The 16,335-nt window shown below is 43.2% G+C and carries 18 protein-coding genes and 1 riboswitch; of the genes, 6 read left to right on the top strand and 12 right to left on the bottom strand.

Annotation, left to right across the window (positions count from 1 at the left end; translation table 11 throughout):
* Positions 1-12: 12 nt before the first annotated feature.
* Positions 13-783, bottom strand: a complete 771-nt coding sequence (locus QNH15_RS06750) for an ABC transporter ATP-binding protein (protein WP_283893520.1) — start codon at positions 781-783, stop codon at positions 13-15.
* Between the two features lie 193 nt (positions 784-976).
* A riboswitch (SAM riboswitch) is annotated at positions 977-1,089 on the bottom strand.
* 208 nt (positions 1,090-1,297) lie between these two features.
* On the opposite strand from QNH15_RS06750, the gene QNH15_RS06745 reads away from it, so the two are divergent.
* From QNH15_RS06745 to QNH15_RS06735, 3 genes are all read left to right on the top strand, one after another.
* Complete coding sequence (locus QNH15_RS06745; protein WP_283893518.1) at positions 1,298-2,170, top strand: VanW family protein; 873 nt, start codon at positions 1,298-1,300, stop codon at positions 2,168-2,170.
* 121 nt (positions 2,171-2,291) lie between these two features.
* On the top strand, positions 2,292-2,570 hold the full coding sequence (locus QNH15_RS06740; protein WP_129477202.1) for a hypothetical protein: 279 nt from the start codon (positions 2,292-2,294) through the stop codon (positions 2,568-2,570).
* A gap of 59 nt (positions 2,571-2,629) precedes the next feature.
* A complete protein-coding gene (locus tag QNH15_RS06735; protein WP_342027833.1) occupies positions 2,630-3,178 on the top strand; it encodes a site-2 protease family protein in 549 nt (182 codons plus the stop codon).
* Positions 3,179-3,213: 35 nt separating this feature from the next.
* Here QNH15_RS06735 and QNH15_RS06730 read toward each other — a convergent pair whose 3' ends face one another.
* Together QNH15_RS06730 and QNH15_RS06725 are read right to left on the bottom strand one after the other, a co-directional pair.
* Positions 3,214-3,927, bottom strand: a complete 714-nt coding sequence (locus QNH15_RS06730; protein ID WP_283893513.1) for a GNAT family N-acetyltransferase — start codon at positions 3,925-3,927, stop codon at positions 3,214-3,216.
* Positions 3,924-4,784 carry an alpha/beta fold hydrolase gene (locus tag QNH15_RS06725; RefSeq protein WP_283893512.1) on the bottom strand — a complete coding sequence of 287 codons (861 nt, stop codon included), beginning with the start codon at positions 4,782-4,784 and terminating at the stop codon, positions 3,924-3,926. Before QNH15_RS06725 ends, QNH15_RS06730 begins: the two co-directional genes overlap by 4 nt.
* Positions 4,785-4,947: 163 nt before the next feature.
* Between QNH15_RS06725 and QNH15_RS06720 the strand changes: the two genes are divergently transcribed.
* Positions 4,948-6,210: an MFS transporter gene (locus QNH15_RS06720; RefSeq protein WP_283893511.1), complete on the top strand. Its 1,263-nt coding sequence runs from the start codon at positions 4,948-4,950 to the stop codon at positions 6,208-6,210.
* 63 nt (positions 6,211-6,273) lie between these two features.
* Positions 6,274-6,927: an ArsR/SmtB family transcription factor gene (locus tag QNH15_RS06715; RefSeq protein ID WP_283893510.1), complete on the top strand. Its 654-nt coding sequence runs from the start codon at positions 6,274-6,276 to the stop codon at positions 6,925-6,927.
* 295 nt (positions 6,928-7,222) lie between these two features.
* Here QNH15_RS06715 and QNH15_RS06710 read toward each other — a convergent pair whose 3' ends face one another.
* A complete protein-coding gene (locus tag QNH15_RS06710) occupies positions 7,223-7,708 on the bottom strand; it encodes a peptidoglycan-binding domain-containing protein (protein WP_283893508.1) in 486 nt (161 codons plus the stop codon).
* Positions 7,709-7,903: 195 nt separating this feature from the next.
* On the opposite strand from QNH15_RS06710, the gene QNH15_RS06705 reads away from it, so the two are divergent.
* Positions 7,904-8,446, top strand: coding sequence for a hypothetical protein (locus QNH15_RS06705; protein WP_283893507.1), 543 nt, complete (start codon positions 7,904-7,906; stop codon positions 8,444-8,446).
* Between the two features lie 166 nt (positions 8,447-8,612).
* On the opposite strand, the gene QNH15_RS06700 is transcribed toward QNH15_RS06705, so the two are convergent.
* The 8 genes from QNH15_RS06700 to QNH15_RS06665 form a co-directional block, all read right to left on the bottom strand.
* A complete protein-coding gene (locus QNH15_RS06700) occupies positions 8,613-9,593 on the bottom strand; it encodes a cation diffusion facilitator family transporter (RefSeq protein ID WP_283893505.1) in 981 nt (326 codons plus the stop codon).
* A 168-nt stretch (positions 9,594-9,761) separates the two neighbouring features.
* The gene (locus QNH15_RS06695) at positions 9,762-10,334 is read right to left on the bottom strand and encodes an undecaprenyl-diphosphatase (RefSeq protein WP_061967780.1); all 573 of its coding nucleotides are present in this window, start codon (positions 10,332-10,334) and stop codon (positions 9,762-9,764) included.
* The gene (locus tag QNH15_RS06690) at positions 10,306-11,319 is read right to left on the bottom strand and encodes a glycosyltransferase family 2 protein (protein ID WP_283893504.1); all 1,014 of its coding nucleotides are present in this window, start codon (positions 11,317-11,319) and stop codon (positions 10,306-10,308) included. Before QNH15_RS06690 ends, QNH15_RS06695 begins: the two co-directional genes overlap by 29 nt.
* A gap of 30 nt (positions 11,320-11,349) precedes the next feature.
* On the bottom strand, positions 11,350-13,032 hold the full coding sequence (locus QNH15_RS06685; protein ID WP_283893502.1) for a DUF6044 family protein: 1,683 nt from the start codon (positions 13,030-13,032) through the stop codon (positions 11,350-11,352).
* Positions 13,033-13,062: 30 nt separating this feature from the next.
* Positions 13,063-14,196, bottom strand: coding sequence for an MGDG synthase family glycosyltransferase (locus QNH15_RS06680; protein WP_283893500.1), 1,134 nt, complete (start codon positions 14,194-14,196; stop codon positions 13,063-13,065).
* 133 nt (positions 14,197-14,329) lie between these two features.
* Complete coding sequence (locus QNH15_RS06675; RefSeq protein WP_283893498.1) at positions 14,330-15,163, bottom strand: hypothetical protein; 834 nt, start codon at positions 15,161-15,163, stop codon at positions 14,330-14,332.
* 11 nt (positions 15,164-15,174) lie between these two features.
* The gene (locus QNH15_RS06670; protein WP_283893496.1) at positions 15,175-15,678 is read right to left on the bottom strand and encodes an anti-sigma factor family protein; all 504 of its coding nucleotides are present in this window, start codon (positions 15,676-15,678) and stop codon (positions 15,175-15,177) included.
* Between the two features lie 5 nt (positions 15,679-15,683).
* A complete protein-coding gene (locus QNH15_RS06665; RefSeq protein ID WP_283893495.1) occupies positions 15,684-16,217 on the bottom strand; it encodes an RNA polymerase sigma factor in 534 nt (177 codons plus the stop codon).
* Between the last annotated feature and the right edge of the window lie 118 nt (positions 16,218-16,335).

The following is a 16,335-nucleotide window of genomic DNA, read 5'->3' as shown; positions in this document are numbered from 1 at the left end:
TCTCCTTTTAAATCAAATCGCTGCTGCCTGGTGTTCTTCTACTTTTTCAAATTCACTCAGCACACGCTGGCGGATTTCCTGAAAAGACGCATCTGTTTTCTTTCTCGGATATGGAAGGTCAACCGGAATCACTTCCCGGATGGTTCCCGGCCTTGGATTCATGATGACAACCCTGGTCGCCAGGTAGATCGCTTCGTCAATATCATGGGTTACAAAAAGCATGGTCGTACGGTTGTTCTGCCAAATATCGAGCAGGACCTCTTGCATATGAGAGCGGGTAAAGGCATCAAGCGCTCCGAACGGTTCATCAAGCAGCAGCACCTTCGGATTTCGAAGAAGGGCTCTGGCAATGGCTACCCGCTGTGCCATCCCGCCGGAGAGCTCTTTTGGATAGGAGTTTTCAAACCCTTTCAAACGGACCAGTTCGATGAGCTGCTTTACGCTTTCCTTTGTCTCCTTGTTCTTAACTGGCAAATTGGCGGCTATATTTTTCTCAACGGTGAGCCAGGGAAACAGCCGCGGTTCCTGAAAAATAAATCCTTTTTCAATGCTCGGTCCAGTCACTTTCCGGTTATCCAGCCAAACTGAACCTTCATGGGCCGTATCCAGCCCAGCCACGATTTTTAAAAGGGTGCTTTTCCCGCACCCGCTCGGCCCGATTACCGTAATAAATTCCCCTTTCTCCACATCAAGCTGGATTTGTTCCAGCGCTTTAACCTTGCCATTGACGGTTTCAAAGCTTTTTTCAACCTCATTGACCTGTAATAATGCCACTCGCCCCATCCTCCTTTTTTAAATAAAGCTGTTCAAAATAAAAACAACCGGAGCCATTTTAATAAACAAAAATGGTCTCCGGTTGTCCGGTCGACTTTATTAGTGAATTTGTACAGTTGCTCAATTCCCTTTATTCAAAAAAACATAAAAAACTCCTTTCAACGTGCCAGAAGGACGTAAAGAAGAAGTACGGTTCATGCTTCTCTTATCATCCAAGCTTGCGGCTTGTTGGATTTGGCACAGTTCTCTTCAATTGAAAAGAGTCCGCTGCCGAGGTTTCATAGGGCCAATTCCCTCCACCTCTCTTAATAAGATAGAGTATGTAGTTTTTGATAAAAGGGAATCCTTATCGGATTACTTGTAATTAAAACAGGTATGTATTTGAATGTCAATAACTTTCTGAAAAAACAGATTAAAACTTTTTAAAATGATAATTTTTCTACTTTCAATTTCTTCCTTCTGTTTATCTCTTACATAAATAAAAGTTACCCTTATCATACTAATTGTTGGGAGGTTTTCGACTATGTTACTTTCTTGGTTAACGAGTATGCTTCTGCTTGTGCAGCCGGTTCCTGTCAACACGCCGGACAGCATCTCACTCGTTCAGCAAGGCCAGACAATTGCCATCATACAGCGCAAGGATTTCACGGTGCCGCTTCCTGGGACTCCTGTTCTTGATACCGAAAAGCTTAAGGTCTTTACGGACAAGCTGGAAGGACATGTGTACCGGCCGCCTGTCAATGCACGGATCAATGATACTGGTGGAATATCTTCTGGGCAAAATGGTTCGAAGCTTTATCGGGAGGCGTTCAAGGAAAAATTTTATGCAAAGTTCTTTAGTAAAGGACCCTCAAAGATAGAAATTCCAAGCCTGACGGTCCATCCCCGGGTGGATAGTGAGCTGCTCGGAAACATAAGAACCAACCACCTCGGCCAGTATGTGACCTACTTTAACCGCTCCAATACCTCACGGATTCATAATATTTCATTGGCCGCCAACGCCATTGATAATCATGTTGTTTTTCCCGGGGAGACCTTTTCTTTTAATAGGGTTGTTGGAAACCGAACAAAGGAAAAAGGGTATATGCGTGCACCGGTGATTATCCGGGGCGAACTGTCCGAAGGAGTAGGCGGCGGCATCTGCCAGGTTTCTTCTACCCTTTTTAATGCTGTGGACCGTGCCGGACTCCACATTGTTCAACGGTATTCCCATACCCGCAGAGTTCCCTATGTTCCTAAAGGACGGGATGCAACGGTAAGCTGGTACGGTCCTGACTTCCGTTTTCAGAACCGTTATAATCAGCCCATCCTGATCCGTGCAAAAGCATACGGTGGAAGCATTATGGTCATGGTTTCCTCTTCCGATGTGATCAATCTTCCTCAGAAAAAAAGGTAAACACCCCCTCTCTCCATTAATTGTGTCAACATTGTTAACCATTGCACAAACCCGTTCCAAATTGAAGGTAAGGATGATAGAATAAATGAGGATTTGATCATCAATTGGAGAGAGTGATGACATGAAAAGTCTTCCATTTTTCTATATGCTGTTTCTAATCAACGGATTGCTTCTTGCTGGCGGATTGGTCAGCCCGGCGTACATGGCTGTTGCCCGGTGGAGCATGATTTTCTTTAATATTACGGCAGTAGCAGCCCTTATTTACTTTAAAGAGCATGGCAATGGTGCAAGATGGAGCAAAGTATCCTCCCGCGGCCGCATGCTTTGGTGGGGCGCATTTATGTTCAATATTATTTCGGCTGCCAATGAAGTTCTTCATTCGGCACTATTCCAAGGTTAATAAATGTGCAAAAGCCCGGCAGCTGTTCTGCCGGGCTTTTTTCATATGGATGAAATTACATGTTTGCTATGAGCCATTTTAGGAAAAAAGTTAAAACATGTAACACGATAAGGGAGATGGCAGCTTTGTTTGGCTTTACAGAAATTTGGAAATTTTTCTTTTCGTTTTTTTTGGTATTACCAGGCGTCACATTTCTTCACGAATTCGGTCACTATTTTTTTGCCCGTATTTTTGGAGGAAAGGTCAGGGTGCACGTAGGTACAGGAAATGTACTTATGAAAATAGGCCCGCTGCGCATCCGTAAACTTTATTTTTATGATGGCTGGTGTGAGTATGTGTCATTAAAAGAAGATGCCAAATATTCCAAAGTTCTCGTATATCTTGGCGGCTCTCTCTTTAATCTGGCAGCCATTCTCTTGTTAAACTTTTTCGTCTTTAAAGGCATCTTCGAGGCGAATCTTTTCTTTTACCAATTCACGTACTTCTCGTTTTATTATGTATTTTTTTCTCTGATGCCGATGGAACAGTCAAGCGGTTGTCCAAGCGATGGCCTTGCTGCCCTGAACACAATCAAAGGTATCCAGTTAAAAAGCCACCCTGCCGACTAACATACAGCAGCCCACCTTTTATGGAGGGCTGTTTTTTAAAAATATTTATAATAGCTTTCCGTATAGGCATGTACGTGACAGCCGTTTTTTTCAAACACGCGTTGCATTTTTTCATTGTTGAGATGAGTGCTTCCGATATAATATTCTGCACCCATTTCTTTTAGGCATCCCAGCGCCTGCCTGTGCAGTGTGCTTCCTGTTCCTTTTGACCGGGCACTGGGAAAGACCCCAAAGTAAAACAACCGCCCTTCATTTGTTGTACCCGGTTCAATATGGGGAATGGCGATTCCGATTTGCTGATGGTCTTTATAAAAAATCCTGCAGGAATATTTCCATCCGCTGCCAAGCTCCTGCTTAACTGACTGAAGATGCTGCTTCATCGACAAGGTTGATGCTGCATTATCCGATCCCTGCCTGCACATTCTCCACACCTCCATAAATGCCTTCTCTGTCGTCCCCCTGTCCTCAAGCGTTCTCCAGGTGTAGGGATGAAAGCTTTCCATTTCTTTCAAGTCCCGATATACATTCACTTTGGATGCAAAATGCTCAAAACCCGAAGAAATCAAGTAATCGGAGCATGATTCATAATGGTCTCGGTTACGGTGAAGCGTTACGCCTACTCTTTTGACTTTCCCTTTTTCAGCTTTTCGGATGATGGTTGAGATGCCCTTTTTCCACTCGTTAATGTCCAACATCCCTTCTGTCGGTTCAATAAGAATATATTCAGGGGTTCCGTCAATCACTTTCATCTGTCTTCCCCCACTGTCATTTGTTGATAGAACTTGTTGATCACGTTTTGGAAGGCTTTTTTCTCCTCCAAAAAAGGATAATGATTGCTGTTATCAAAAGCAGCCAGCTGCACATCGGGAATAAGTTCCGCCATTTCTTCAGAAAAACCGATCGGACACTGAACATCGTGCTGTCCGCATGCGACAAGCGTTCGGGTACTGATTTTATGCAGCTGCCTTGTTACATCAAAAAGGAGAATCTCCCTTGAGAAAAACTCCATCCGGCGCGCGGCCATTGATTTATGGACATCCCCTGCAAAATACTCATCATGTCTTCCAGGCTCATGTAGTGATAATTTTGCCCGTTCCCTGGATATATCGTTTCTTTCTTCCGCAGATAGATTTGTTTTTAACTGCTCGATTAGCGACTGCATGTTTTTAAATTTCGGATGGTCTGGATGATAGATGCAAAAAGGGGAGGAGGACGCATACTCTCTTGCTGCAGCACTGGCTATGATCAATGATTCAAGGGATTTGGAATGTCGTATCCCATACACGAGTCCTAGCATCCCTCCTGTAGAATGTCCGGCAAAATGCCATGTCGGATACCCGAGTTCGTCTCTTACAGCTTCAAGATCAAGCACCGTTTCGATCATGCTTAGCTGATGCGGTTCGTGCGCCTTTTCAGACCTTCCCGCTTCTCTTAAGTTAATCAAAAATACCTGATGCGACTCTGTGAACATGTCCGCAAAACGGTCTCCCGTTTCATTGAATTCCGAATAAAGATGGGACACACAAAGCGGCGCGCCCTTCCCCTTACTGAACACTTCAAATACGCCCCGTTCTGTGGGGACCATGATTGTTTTCCAGTTCTTCATTTGCTTTCCCTCTGTTCTCTGGTATTTCATTACAAAAGCAACTTCTCTGTTCCCTCACTGAATTCCTTTCTAAATTTTGTCGAACGATTTTTCTTCACTAAAATGTTTTTTACCATTAAAATAAATTTTAACGATAAATGTTATTTTGATTGGAAGGAGAATTATGATGGGGACCAGTTTGGCACATGAACCAAAGACGGTAAGAAAACAAAAATTTGGAGGCCTTCTCTCCAACCGGCAATTTTTATTTTTATGGATAGCCAGTATATTTACAGGGTTGTCCTTCTCGATCTACTTAATCTCAGAAACATGGTTTGTTCTTCAGGCACTAAAAGCTCCTTCCAAGCTTGGGATTATTATGATGCTAACCACCATACCCCGCGTTTTGCTCATGTCGGTTGGAGGAGTAATGGCTGACAGAATAAAACGGTCTCACGTGATTATGATCACAAATTCAACCAGGGGACTTTTGGTCCTTGGATTGGCCCTGCTCATCCTGAACAGCAGTATGAACCTCTATCTCCTTGGTGTTTTTGCTCTTCTTTTTGGAGTTCTCGACGCTTTTTTCTGGCCGGCTAACCAGTCTATGCTTCCCACCCTTGTAAAAAAAGAACAGATCGTCCGTGCCAACTCTCTCGTGCAAACGACCAATCAGCTTTCATTATTGACTGGGCCGGTCATTGCAGGTTTTATGATTAAGTTTGGCTCGTTTTTCGGTGTCTTTGTTTGTACTTCTGTTTTACTTTTCTGCAGCAGCATTCTAATCGGACAAATCCGTTATCCTGATCATCCATCAACTGACAATAAGCAGAAAGAACCGGTGTTCCGGCAGCTTAAGGAAGGAATTGTTTACGTCAAGACGGTACCCTACCTGCTGCTCACCATGGCCACCTCTATTTTCGTTAATTTGCTTCTTGTCGGGCCTCTGAATATCGGTCTTCCTTTGATGGTGGATCAGCATTTGAAAGGGGATGTTCTGTCTCTTAGCTATTTGGAAAGCTCGCTCGCTCTTGGAATGGTCGCGGGTGCCTTTCTTACTGGGATCTTGAATATCAAAAGAAAACGGCCGATCATCAGCCTTTCACTGATTGCCGTCCTTTCTTTCTTAAATATCTTTCTGAGCCAGATGACCGCCCTTTGGCATGGAATTATTCTTTTGTCACTTGCCGGCGTCTGCTTGTCCATTTCCAATATTATTGCTCCTTCTCTGGTTCAGGAAATGACGGAGAAACGGATGATGGGAAGAGTTCAGAGTTTGATGTCAACTGCCTCCATGGGATTTATACCGCTTTCCTTTGCCCTTGTTTCTGCTCTGCTCTCTAGCGGACTTTCAATCGACATGATTATTTTGTACTCAAGCATTGCCCTTACCGCGTTTGTCCTCACTGTTCTTTGGAGAAGCAAAACCATCCGCACCATCGATTAATCACGTACATCCCTTAAATTGTGGTATTCTTTTTAGTAACACAATGTTTAGGTGGGATACAACGTGGCACAATGGAAAACACAGTCAATCGATTTAATGAAAATTTTTTCTGATCCAAGACGCCTGAGAATCCTTCATCTCGCTTCCGAACAGCCGATTACCGTTAAACAGCTGGCTGCTGAGTTGAACGAACATCCTTCAAGGCTTTATTACCATGTAAAAAAGCTTGAGGATGCCGAGCTTTTGGAAGTGGCTGAAACAAAGCAACTGGGGAATCTGGTGGAAAAATATTATCAAACTATCAATATGAATGATGTATTATACCGTGGAGATCTGCAGGCACAGGCTGAACAGCCTGAAGTCGCTCTTTCCCTTACGTACCGGCTCATCGAACCGGCATTGAAGTTATATGAAAAGTCGCTTGCCAAGCTGAGGGAAGAAAAGAAACATGGCGTAGTACGCAATGAAATGCCTTATCAAGTTACCATCAATTCCTCCAGTGACCGCATGACCGCCAAAGAGTGGCGTGAATCCTTTCCTGTCATCATGAAAGCACTTGGTAAAAAGGATAAAAAAGACTATGACTGGCCGGAACGCTCTTATCCTTCTGAAGAAGAAGCGAACAAAGTTGGTACCTATCAGTACGTTTTGCTCAGTTACCGGATTGAGGATGCAGAAGAACTTGGAATTGTAACGGAAAACGAGGAAGAGAAATGAACTGAGCCGCCTTTAGCATGCTGGAGGTGGCTATTTTTTGTAAAAGCACCTAATGGGCGCTCCTACATATAGAGACATCATAGCTTTCAATTACCGTGCAGATTGTTTTACTGGAGGTATGTAACGTGCAAACCTTACATGAACATTTGAAAAATTGTGAAGCCCCTCACACGTGTAAAAAAAGAATAAGAGCCATTCCTTCGAATGGGAAAGAAGAGCTCTTTTCATAGATAACACCTTGTAGAGTCATAGATCTCTAAAGTGAAGGAAAATATGTCGGGGATGTACCCATTCCTTAATTGGCATATAAGCGATACGAATCGGTTAATGTATCGCCGTTACCATAAATGTATGCCTTAGATGGGGCATAGAAATTGCTGCTATCATACTTCCAATGAATCCTTAGAGCCATATAACCGCCTGCTCCGTACGTGTTAGTTCCTCTTTTTTCAATATATTGAGAGAAGCTGTCCCACGTTCTAGGACCCACAACGCCGTCAACCATTAAGTTATGCGTTTTTTGATATTTTTTTACGGCAGCTTCGGTTTTCGGACCGAAAATCCCATCCGAATCAATGACGGAGGAATCAGTGTAAAATCGAAGAACATTAATGATGTACTGCATGTTTTTAACTTCAACACCTCGGGCATCTTTACGTAAAATCGAGTTTTTATCCCAGTCTGCCGGATGATGAAACCCGGGTGCTGAGGCAGATGCGGTAGAAAAGGAAATTCCCCAGGCCAAAAGAACAATTACCATACTGGCTACTATTTTCTTCACAATGCCATCTCCCTTTTATTAACTAGTGCAAACCCCTTACAAATTTCCCCTCCTTCTGAAAATTCCCCCTTTTCGTAAATTGAACCCTTTCTTTCTTGAGACCAATGCCCTGTTTTCTTCTGTACCTTTGGAATCAGTGTCCAAGTGTGGCAAGGAAGAATAGGATATTTTATATGCAAATAAGGAGGTTTTTGGATGAATGAATATTATGGGCAGCATTCGAACCCACGAATGTTTCCTCAACTCCCCGGCCAGGGCGGAGGCCAGCAGGCACCTGGTTTTCATGGCTTTTTCCCGCAGGGACAGGGCGGGCAGCAGCAGATGCCTCAGCTCCCTGGGCTTTTCCCCGGTATGCCCGGTGGTCAACAGCAGCAGGGACAGCAAGGCGGACAATCACAGCAGGGACAGGGCGGGCAGCAGCAGATGCCTCAGCTTCCCGGGCTTTTCCCCGGTATGCCCGGTGGTCAACAGCAGCAGGGACAGCAAGGCGGACAATCACAGCAGGGACAGGGCGGGCAGCAGCAGATGCCTCAATTCCCTGGGCTTTTCCCCGGTATGCCCGGTGGTCAACAGCAGCAGGGACAGCAAGGCGGACAATCACAGCAGGGACAGGGCGGGCAGCAGCAGATGCCTCAATTCCCTGGGCTTTTCCCCGGTATGCCCGGTGGTCAACAGCAACAGGGACAGCAAGCTCAACAGGTGTTTTATCCTTACTACTACCCGCCTGGCATGTTTTAAGCCTGCCGGACAGTAAATGTTTAAAACCGGCCAGTAAATCTTGAATTTCGGCCAGTAACCTGACGATTCTGGACAGTAACTTCCGCTTTTGGCCTGTATTTCTCTGTAAACAAATAAAACAAGGGAATTTCCTCTGCGGAATTCCCTTGTTTTAATAAAATGAAGCTTATTCTTCCGATTTCTCTGTAGGATTCTGCTTTTTCCACCGCTGTACGCCGTCATCTTCATCAAATTCGATGGTGACATCGGTGACGCCTTTTTCCTGCAGGATCTTTTCTTCCAGCCGATCTTTAATATCGTCGGCCTGGGCAACGGTCAGTGCAGGATCCACTTCTACTTCAAGCTCTACGTGGAGTTCCTCACCTTCTTTGATAACAACGACTTCCACCACATCTATTACTTCAGGATCACGCAAAACGAGCTCCCCGATTTTGTCTTCCATCTCTTCATCGGCTTCCCCAAGGACTCCTGCCGCATTATCGAGAAACACTTTGCCTACAACAAAGAACATCATGAGACCAATAATAATAGAAGCAATTCCTTCCGCCTGATGAAAGGGGGTAAAATGGGAGATCACGATGGCGACGATTGCCAGGATCCCTCCCGCTGTCGCAACAAGATCTTCCATAAAGACAAGCTTGGTGGCCGGTTTGGCTTTTGGCAGGTGACCGAAGCTTTTAAAGAACACCGCAAAACCGCTTGTTGTGTCGCCAACGTCATGCATAATCTCCCTCATGGCCTTAAAGAGAACAAATCCCTCAAGCACAACAGCAGCACCAAGTACGGCAACATTTATCACAAAACCGGTGGATTCTGTCGGGTGAAAAATATGTGAAAAACCTTCCTTGATCGTTTCAAAAGACATAATGCCTACAATAATAACGGCTCCAAGCAGAACCAGATGAACCAGTCTGCCAAATCCATTTGGAAAGCGGTTCGTCGCACCTCTTTTGCTTAATGCAGAACCAATAAATACAAAAAATTGATTGGCCGCATCCCCCAGGCTGTGCATGGTTTCAGCAAACATGGCTACGTTCCCAGTGTAAATATAGGTGCCGCCTTTTATAATCGCAATAATGGTGTTCACAATCGCCGCCAAAAAAGCAGATTTGTTACCGTTTTTTAATAATTTGAATAACCTTCCCATTGGATCCCTCTCTCTCATCATTAGTGTCATGCGTTATGTATAGATTTCATTTTCATTCTACCCGCTCTGATCTTTACCTACACTTGATTTCCCTTTCTTGAATACTAAAAAAACCTTTCTTTCCTATTTTAGCGATTCATCCATAGGAAGGAAAGGGTATTCGGCAGGCTATTTGCTCCAAATGGCCTGCTTTACTGTAGATTGAACTTGATTGTATTTACGAAGAATGACGTTTACAAACGGATCAAAAACAGGAGACAGCAGATAAACAAGGATACTGATGATTCCCGCGACTACTATACTTCCAGCAACATCAAAAGGATAATGCTGTCCTGTCCAAACACGTGATAATCCGGTTAACGCCGCTACCGCCAGCATTGCACTTCCAAGCTTTTTGTGGCTTAAGAATACGGCAAACGATAAAGCAAACGCACCTGTGGTATGGTCACTCGGAAACGAAGCATCCGCCGCATGTTTGAACAGCAAATGCACATGATGGCTGACAAATGGCCTTGGTTCATAATAAAAAAGTGTGATGATATAGTTTGCGATCAGCCCCAAAATTCCAGTTATTCCTGAATAGATTGCTAATCTTTTATATGAATCATTTGTAAACCACAGGACCAAAAGAACAAGGGCATAGAGATAAAGCGCCTTTTGGCTTAAAAAAATCATAAAACTATCCAATACAGGATGAGAAACGGACAAATTATTAATATCTTGAAACCACTGGTAGTTCATTTTTTTCCCTTTCTTTCGGTTTATTTCCTACATTATTCAAATTGAGACTTGTTTCAATTGAATATTTCGGACGCCTTTTTACTTCAGTAAAGATTTTCCCGATATACTCACCGATAACCCCAATTCCCATCAGCTGCAGACCGCCAATGAACCAGATGGAGATCATTAGTGAAGACCATCCGGCTGCTGCATTCCCCATTACTTTATGCACCAATGTGTATGCTCCTGTAAGCATACTGAGACAAATCGCCATAAAGCCAATCACGGTAACAAAACGAATGGGCGTGATACTGAACGAGGTGATTCCATCGGCAGCAAACGCCAGCATCTTTTTTAACGGGTACTTCGTCTCCCCTGCCAGGCGTTCTTTCCGGTCATAATAAACTTTGGCTGTTTTCATCCCAATCAGCGGAATAATCCCTCTTAAAAAGAGGTTGCTTTCTTCATAGCGGCATAGCTCGTCAAGTGCCCGTTTGCTCATCAGCCGGAAGTCTGCATGGTTGGGAATAAGATCAATGCCTATTTTATTCATGAAACCGTAAAATCCATTAGCGGTCACCCGCTTGAAAAAGGTATCAGTGTCCCGTTTTTTACGAACGCCGTAAACAATTTCGCATCCTTCTTTATATTTTAAAATAAAATCACGGATCACCAGGATATCATCCTGCAAATCTGCATCAATCGAAATCACACAGTCGGAGATTTCCTTCGCCTCCATGAGTCCGGCTAACAACGCATTCTGATGACCGGCATTGCGGGACAATTTCAATCCTGTAACAAACCCATTCACTAAACTTTCTTTTTCAATCAATTCCCATGTTCCGTCTTTGCTCCCATCATCAACAAACAAGATTCTGCTTTGAGGATGAATCCATTTCTCTGTTTCCAGATCTTCCAGCAGATAGGTTAATTGCTTTGTTGTTTCACCCAAGACTTCTTCTTCGTTATAGCAGGGAACAACAATGGTAACAACCGGTTGATTCATCAGTTCCACTCCCTTTCGCTCGTGCTGCAATCATCTCGTCTGGTAAAGATAAATTTTCCATACCGAATGTGGATCGGTGAACACTTTTTTCAATACCAAGTGATCTTGCTTGGCATTCTTAACAGGTACAGCTGAAAAAATATACCGGCCTCCCAGCTTCTTAAAGGCTTGGATATTTAATTGAAGCTGATGAATTTGTTTTGTGGATGTTTTCTCATAATCATAATGTTCTCCCAGTTCCGCTGAATACAAATAACAGCGGCCTCCCCAGTGATCAAAGTAGCTTTTGAGCTTTGGACTTTTGTCCAATTCCTTAGCAATAATGGAACGGAACTGATGTTTATAGGAAAGTGGATAAAAATTGTTATACGTATCCACTGTGTAAAAACCATTGTATTGCGCGATGGCGGGGTGAAGCCCCAGACTTGCCACCCGGTAGGAACTTTTTGGTTTTCCAATATACGTATCAATTTTTTTAAACAGCTGCACAGAGTAGAATTCTTTAAACGAGGGATATCCAGCGATACGATACCGCACTTCTTCGTTCAAGGTAAAAAGCAGAGTCAGCTGGAGGATCAGGAATACCACAGCAGCTTTTTTCCCTTTCCCTCCACCCTTCCAGAAAATTCTCAGCCCTATGGCAAACAAGAGATACCATAGTAATGGATGTAAAAAGTGAAAACGTGAAAAGTTAAATGTCCGCAGAAGCGAAATATGGGCTTTAATCGGCTCCCATCCCTTGTAAAACCAAAAACCATACCATACAGAAAGCAGTACATTTAAGATCATAAGGTAAACGAATGTTTTTTCATTCCGCCACTTGTTTTCTTTTATCAAATTCCATAGGACCATGATCAACAGTGGCAGGATAAAATACGTATGAATGGTCATGACATGAGTATGGCCCAAAAGGAAATTTTTCAGCATAAGCTTCATGGATGAAGGCCCATCAAGAACAGATTCATCAAATTCATTTCTGTTGGTCGGCGGCTGAGGCAATAACAGGGAAAAGACAAGCCTGTATTCAGTGAGCAAATACATTCCTGCCATAAAAATGATGCTTAACAGGAATCTCCCATTCCACTGCCGGCTGCGATATACGTCAATCATCCATAAAAGAGTCATAAAAGCCAGAAAAAAGAAAAAACCTAATACAAAACTCGAATAGAAAGGAAGACAAAAAAGAACCAGCCACTCTTTCCACCCGGATGTACGGTTTCGAATATTTAAAAACGCCCATAATGCAAGCGGCATACCGAGAGTGCTGAGCATACCCGATGGCCAAAACGGGGTAAGTGCAAAAGCCAGGGATGCACCTACCCGTAAAACGGCTAATCCCTCTTCCTTTATGAAATGCTTCCTTAAAAGCAAGTACATTCCAATGAACGCGATCACCCGCGTAATAGCCTGCGAAAAAGCATAAGCGAGCATCGATGGAAAGAGGGTATGAAGCCAGACAATCCCACTGAATTCCGAATCAAACGCATCTCTTGGCACACCATTGATCACTTGTGGAATGACAGCATTCAGAGGTCCAAACAGCTGGCCACTCTCGTTTAGTTCCTTGTACCACGTGATATTGGAGTCCATATTATCATGGACGCGGATATGAGCATTATCCCCAAGAATAAACAGGGGTGAAAGATAGATCAGAAGGACAATTACTGCCGCAGTTAAATATTGGGTTTCCTTTAGTTGATTCCCTCTGAACATACGATATACTCCTGCCTTGATGTAATGATTTTAAGCTTGACGGCTCAAGGTAAAAGCCGGCTCCAGCAAAGATTGGATAAATTTCGTAATTTGATCAGGCGATAACATTTCAAGCCCTTTCTCATAAGCATTTTTGGCAGCTTGCCAATTTTTCATGGCAGGTTGATTTCGGAGTACCCGTTTCAATTGAAATTCCAGCGGCAATGATTTATCGATCCGGAAGACCAAATTCTTTTCCTCCAGGTACTCGAGATTTATTTCTTCTTGTCCCGGGAGTACGGAATGTACAAATATCGGCAAGTTTTTCCTTAGTGCTTCACTCACCGTAATTCCGCCGGGCTTTGTAACGATTGCATCTACTCTGTCATACCATTCATTCATTTCGCTCCTTGATGAAATATAAGGCAGCGGATGTATATTTGCCGCACCCAGTGATCGGATCTTTTCATATAGTTTTTTGTTTTTTCCGCACAAGACATAATAATCAAAGGCGTTGGAAGAACCAGCGGCAGTAATCAATTCATAAATATCACCCAATCCGCTGCTCCCTCCGGCGATTAATACTTTCCTCCTGCTGCCTTTTGATAAATTCGTTGCTTTTCTTTTGAACTGCTCATGAACCGGAATCCCAGAGACAATTATTTTATCTTGAGGGATATGGTGTTCATCCATGAGCATTGTTTTCATATCCTGATTGGGTACGAAGTGGTAATCAATCTCTTGTCTTCCCCATACGTCATTAATGAAAAAATCAGTATAAACATTCATGACAGGGACATGGCATTTCCCTTTTCGTTTTAGCTCATTCACGAGATAGGACGGGATGCTGTGCGTGCATATAATCACATCAGGCTGTTCATCCTCCAAAAGCTTGTGCATAGCCTTTAAGAACAACAGATCGTATCCTTTAAAGGACTCTCTTCGAATAGTGGAATACGTAAAGTTCTTATATATAAGTTCATAGGTACCTGGCAAATGTTTAATCCATTTCAAGTAGGTCTTAGTCACCATTTTTTCAAGGGAAGCATTCATATAGCTTAACAAGTCCACTTTTTTTAAAACAATATCCATCTCTCTGATTTTCAGCATGTCGATTAATGCCTCTGCGGCCTGATGGTGGCCGGATGGCATCTGTAAAAACGGCAAAAATAATATTTTCTTCATTCTTCATCACCTATTTTATAAATAAAATTTCATTTAATGAATCTTGTACACTTAAAAAGACGGAAGTTCGTCCAAAAAGTTCATTACAAATAAAAAAAAGTCCCGGCAAATCCTGCCAGGGACTTAAACTTATTTATTTACGAGCTCGAAAGCGTTCAAACAGAAATTTAAATGCTCCTCCCAATGATAGAAAAAAGAGAAGAAAGAAGAAAATACTGCCAATAATCGGAAAGTTGAACAAGGACACCAGCAAAAAAGAACCAGTCAAATATCGAAGCCACGGAGCTTTATTCTCCAAGCCGGAAAATTGTACCGCCAATTCATGGCTATAGACGGCCAGCCCCGTAATAAATATCAGTACCGGTAAAAGTAAAACCAGAATGGAGACAGGAATTCCAATGACCGTAATACCAAGCAATACACCTACCACCAACAGTGCGGCACTGATAATGGCTCCTGATAAAATCAGACGTGGAGCCTGTCCCTTTGTTACTTCTGCCAGGCTGTTTGTTCGTTTGTGAAGCGACATGCCGGCAAGTACCGTTAAGAAAACCAGCACAATGCTTGCAATAAGCCTGAGCAGCCAGCCGCTGATCAGGACCAGCCCCCCAAGAAAAAGGCTGTTTTGTGATGGACTGTTCAGATTCATGGCGATGATATTATCGGTCACCTTCGAACCTGCTTCTTGTTTGACATGTCCACCAATGACAAGGACCAGTTCCTTTACTTTTGCTTTTTTCTTGATGTCTACATTTCCATTAATAACAATGACAGCAGTTTTCACCTTTCCCTTTACGATCGCATCGTGTCCAAAAACAATGACATTTTCAACACTTTGCTTTGCGGGCACCATCACTTCTTTTTGTTTGATCACATTCTTTTCAGCACCATAAACGGTTGGAGCTGCAAGTGTGAGGGCCATCATGAAAACAATCGTTATGCTTAATAAAATACGGTGCTTTTTCATCGCTGCCCTCCTCACCCTGTTGACTTTGTATCCAGTAGTCTTCGCACAGACCATCCTGATGCTATCAGCACGATTAGCGCCAGCACTAAGAAAACTTCAAGCAGATTTGGCAAAGCCCCCGCCACGGTAAAGGCTGAACGTATTAAACTAAAGGAAATCGAAGTAAGAGTAACCCCCACATGAATCCCTTTCGTAATAACCGATGAGGCTAACCATAGAAAAGCGGCCATAACAATGGCCCCCGCAATAGCTGCAGCCATACCTCCCCGGGAAAGAAGCGTCTCAGGAGTAGATTCAAAACGGATCCTGGCCATCACCGTTTGCTCCATGTTGCTGTTTTTCATATCAAACTCCTCATAAGCAGATGACAGTAAAGCCTTTAATTCCAATAGATGAGCCACTTCTTCCCTACATTCCCCGCAGTCACTCATATGCCTTTCCACTTCTTGTTGTTGCTTCTTGTCTAACTCATCATCGACATAAGCAGATAGAAGCTCATGTATTTCATCATGCATCCCGATCACCCCCTTAACAATTCTTTTTTCAGTTCTTTGCGGGCTATATTAATTCTGGATTTAACCGTTCCCTCTGGTATTTCCAGTATTTCTGCAATCTCTTGATAAGAAAATCCCTGGATGTCCCTTAAAACAATCACTGTCCGATGCTCCGGATTAAGCTTCTGCATGGCAAGCTGCAAATTGATCCTCAGCTGCATGTTTTCAACTTCCGAGTGGGTATCCGCCATTAACTCTGTTTGTTCTGGATTGATTTGCAACTGTGGCCGTTTCTCCCTCTTCTTTATCCGGTCATAACAAAGGTTGGTAACAATTCTTGTAAGCCAGGAGGTAAAGGCATACTCCTCTTTCAAATGATCCATTGAAAAATAGGCTTTGACGAAAGCTTCTTGCGTAATATCTTCAGCTTCCATCTGATCATGGACCATCGCAAAAGCATGCCGGAACACTTTTCCTTTATATCTTTGAATAAGTTCAGAAAAGGAATCCTGGTCTCCCTTCTTAGCTTTTACGATTAATTGCTGAAGTTCTTGGTCCACACTTTTTTCACCCGTTTCTGGACAGACTGCCTTTAAGAAAAATGGTTTCTAGTTAAAAAGACGCCAAATGATGAAATAAGTTCATTCTTATTTCAATTTCTTTTCCTTTATTTTGTAT

This window comes from Fictibacillus enclensis, assembly GCF_030123385.1.
Classification (GTDB): Bacteria; Bacillota; Bacilli; order Bacillales; family Fictibacillaceae; genus Fictibacillus_C; species Fictibacillus_C enclensis.
The sequence above is the reverse complement of the archived record's forward strand: the minus strand, read 5'-3'. Positions and strand labels throughout refer to the sequence as shown.

Coding starts and splice junctions, on each gene's coding strand:
- QNH15_RS06750 (WP_283893520.1), bottom strand. CDS start 783: ATGGGGCGAGTGGCATTATTACAGGTCAATGAGGTTGAAAAAAGCTTT.
- QNH15_RS06745 (WP_283893518.1), top strand. CDS start 1,298: ATGTTACTTTCTTGGTTAACGAGTATGCTTCTGCTTGTGCAGCCGGTT.
- QNH15_RS06740 (WP_129477202.1), top strand. CDS start 2,292: ATGAAAAGTCTTCCATTTTTCTATATGCTGTTTCTAATCAACGGATTG.
- QNH15_RS06735 (WP_342027833.1), top strand. CDS start 2,630: ATGTTTGCTATGAGCCATTTTAGGAAAAAAGTTAAAACATGTAACACG.
- QNH15_RS06730 (WP_283893513.1), bottom strand. CDS start 3,927: ATGAAAGTGATTGACGGAACCCCTGAATATATTCTTATTGAACCGACA.
- QNH15_RS06725 (WP_283893512.1), bottom strand. CDS start 4,784: ATGAAGAACTGGAAAACAATCATGGTCCCCACAGAACGGGGCGTATTT.
- QNH15_RS06720 (WP_283893511.1), top strand. CDS start 4,948: ATGATGGGGACCAGTTTGGCACATGAACCAAAGACGGTAAGAAAACAA.
- QNH15_RS06705 (WP_283893507.1), top strand. CDS start 7,904: ATGAATGAATATTATGGGCAGCATTCGAACCCACGAATGTTTCCTCAA.
- QNH15_RS06700 (WP_283893505.1), bottom strand. CDS start 9,593: ATGGGAAGGTTATTCAAATTATTAAAAAACGGTAACAAATCTGCTTTT.
- QNH15_RS06695 (WP_061967780.1), bottom strand. CDS start 10,334: ATGAACTACCAGTGGTTTCAAGATATTAATAATTTGTCCGTTTCTCAT.
- QNH15_RS06690 (WP_283893504.1), bottom strand. CDS start 11,319: ATGAATCAACCGGTTGTTACCATTGTTGTTCCCTGCTATAACGAAGAA.
- QNH15_RS06685 (WP_283893502.1), bottom strand. CDS start 13,032: ATGTTCAGAGGGAATCAACTAAAGGAAACCCAATATTTAACTGCGGCA.
- QNH15_RS06680 (WP_283893500.1), bottom strand. CDS start 14,196: ATGAAGAAAATATTATTTTTGCCGTTTTTACAGATGCCATCCGGCCAC.
- QNH15_RS06675 (WP_283893498.1), bottom strand. CDS start 15,163: ATGAAAAAGCACCGTATTTTATTAAGCATAACGATTGTTTTCATGATG.
- QNH15_RS06670 (WP_283893496.1), bottom strand. CDS start 15,678: ATGCATGATGAAATACATGAGCTTCTATCTGCTTATGTCGATGATGAG.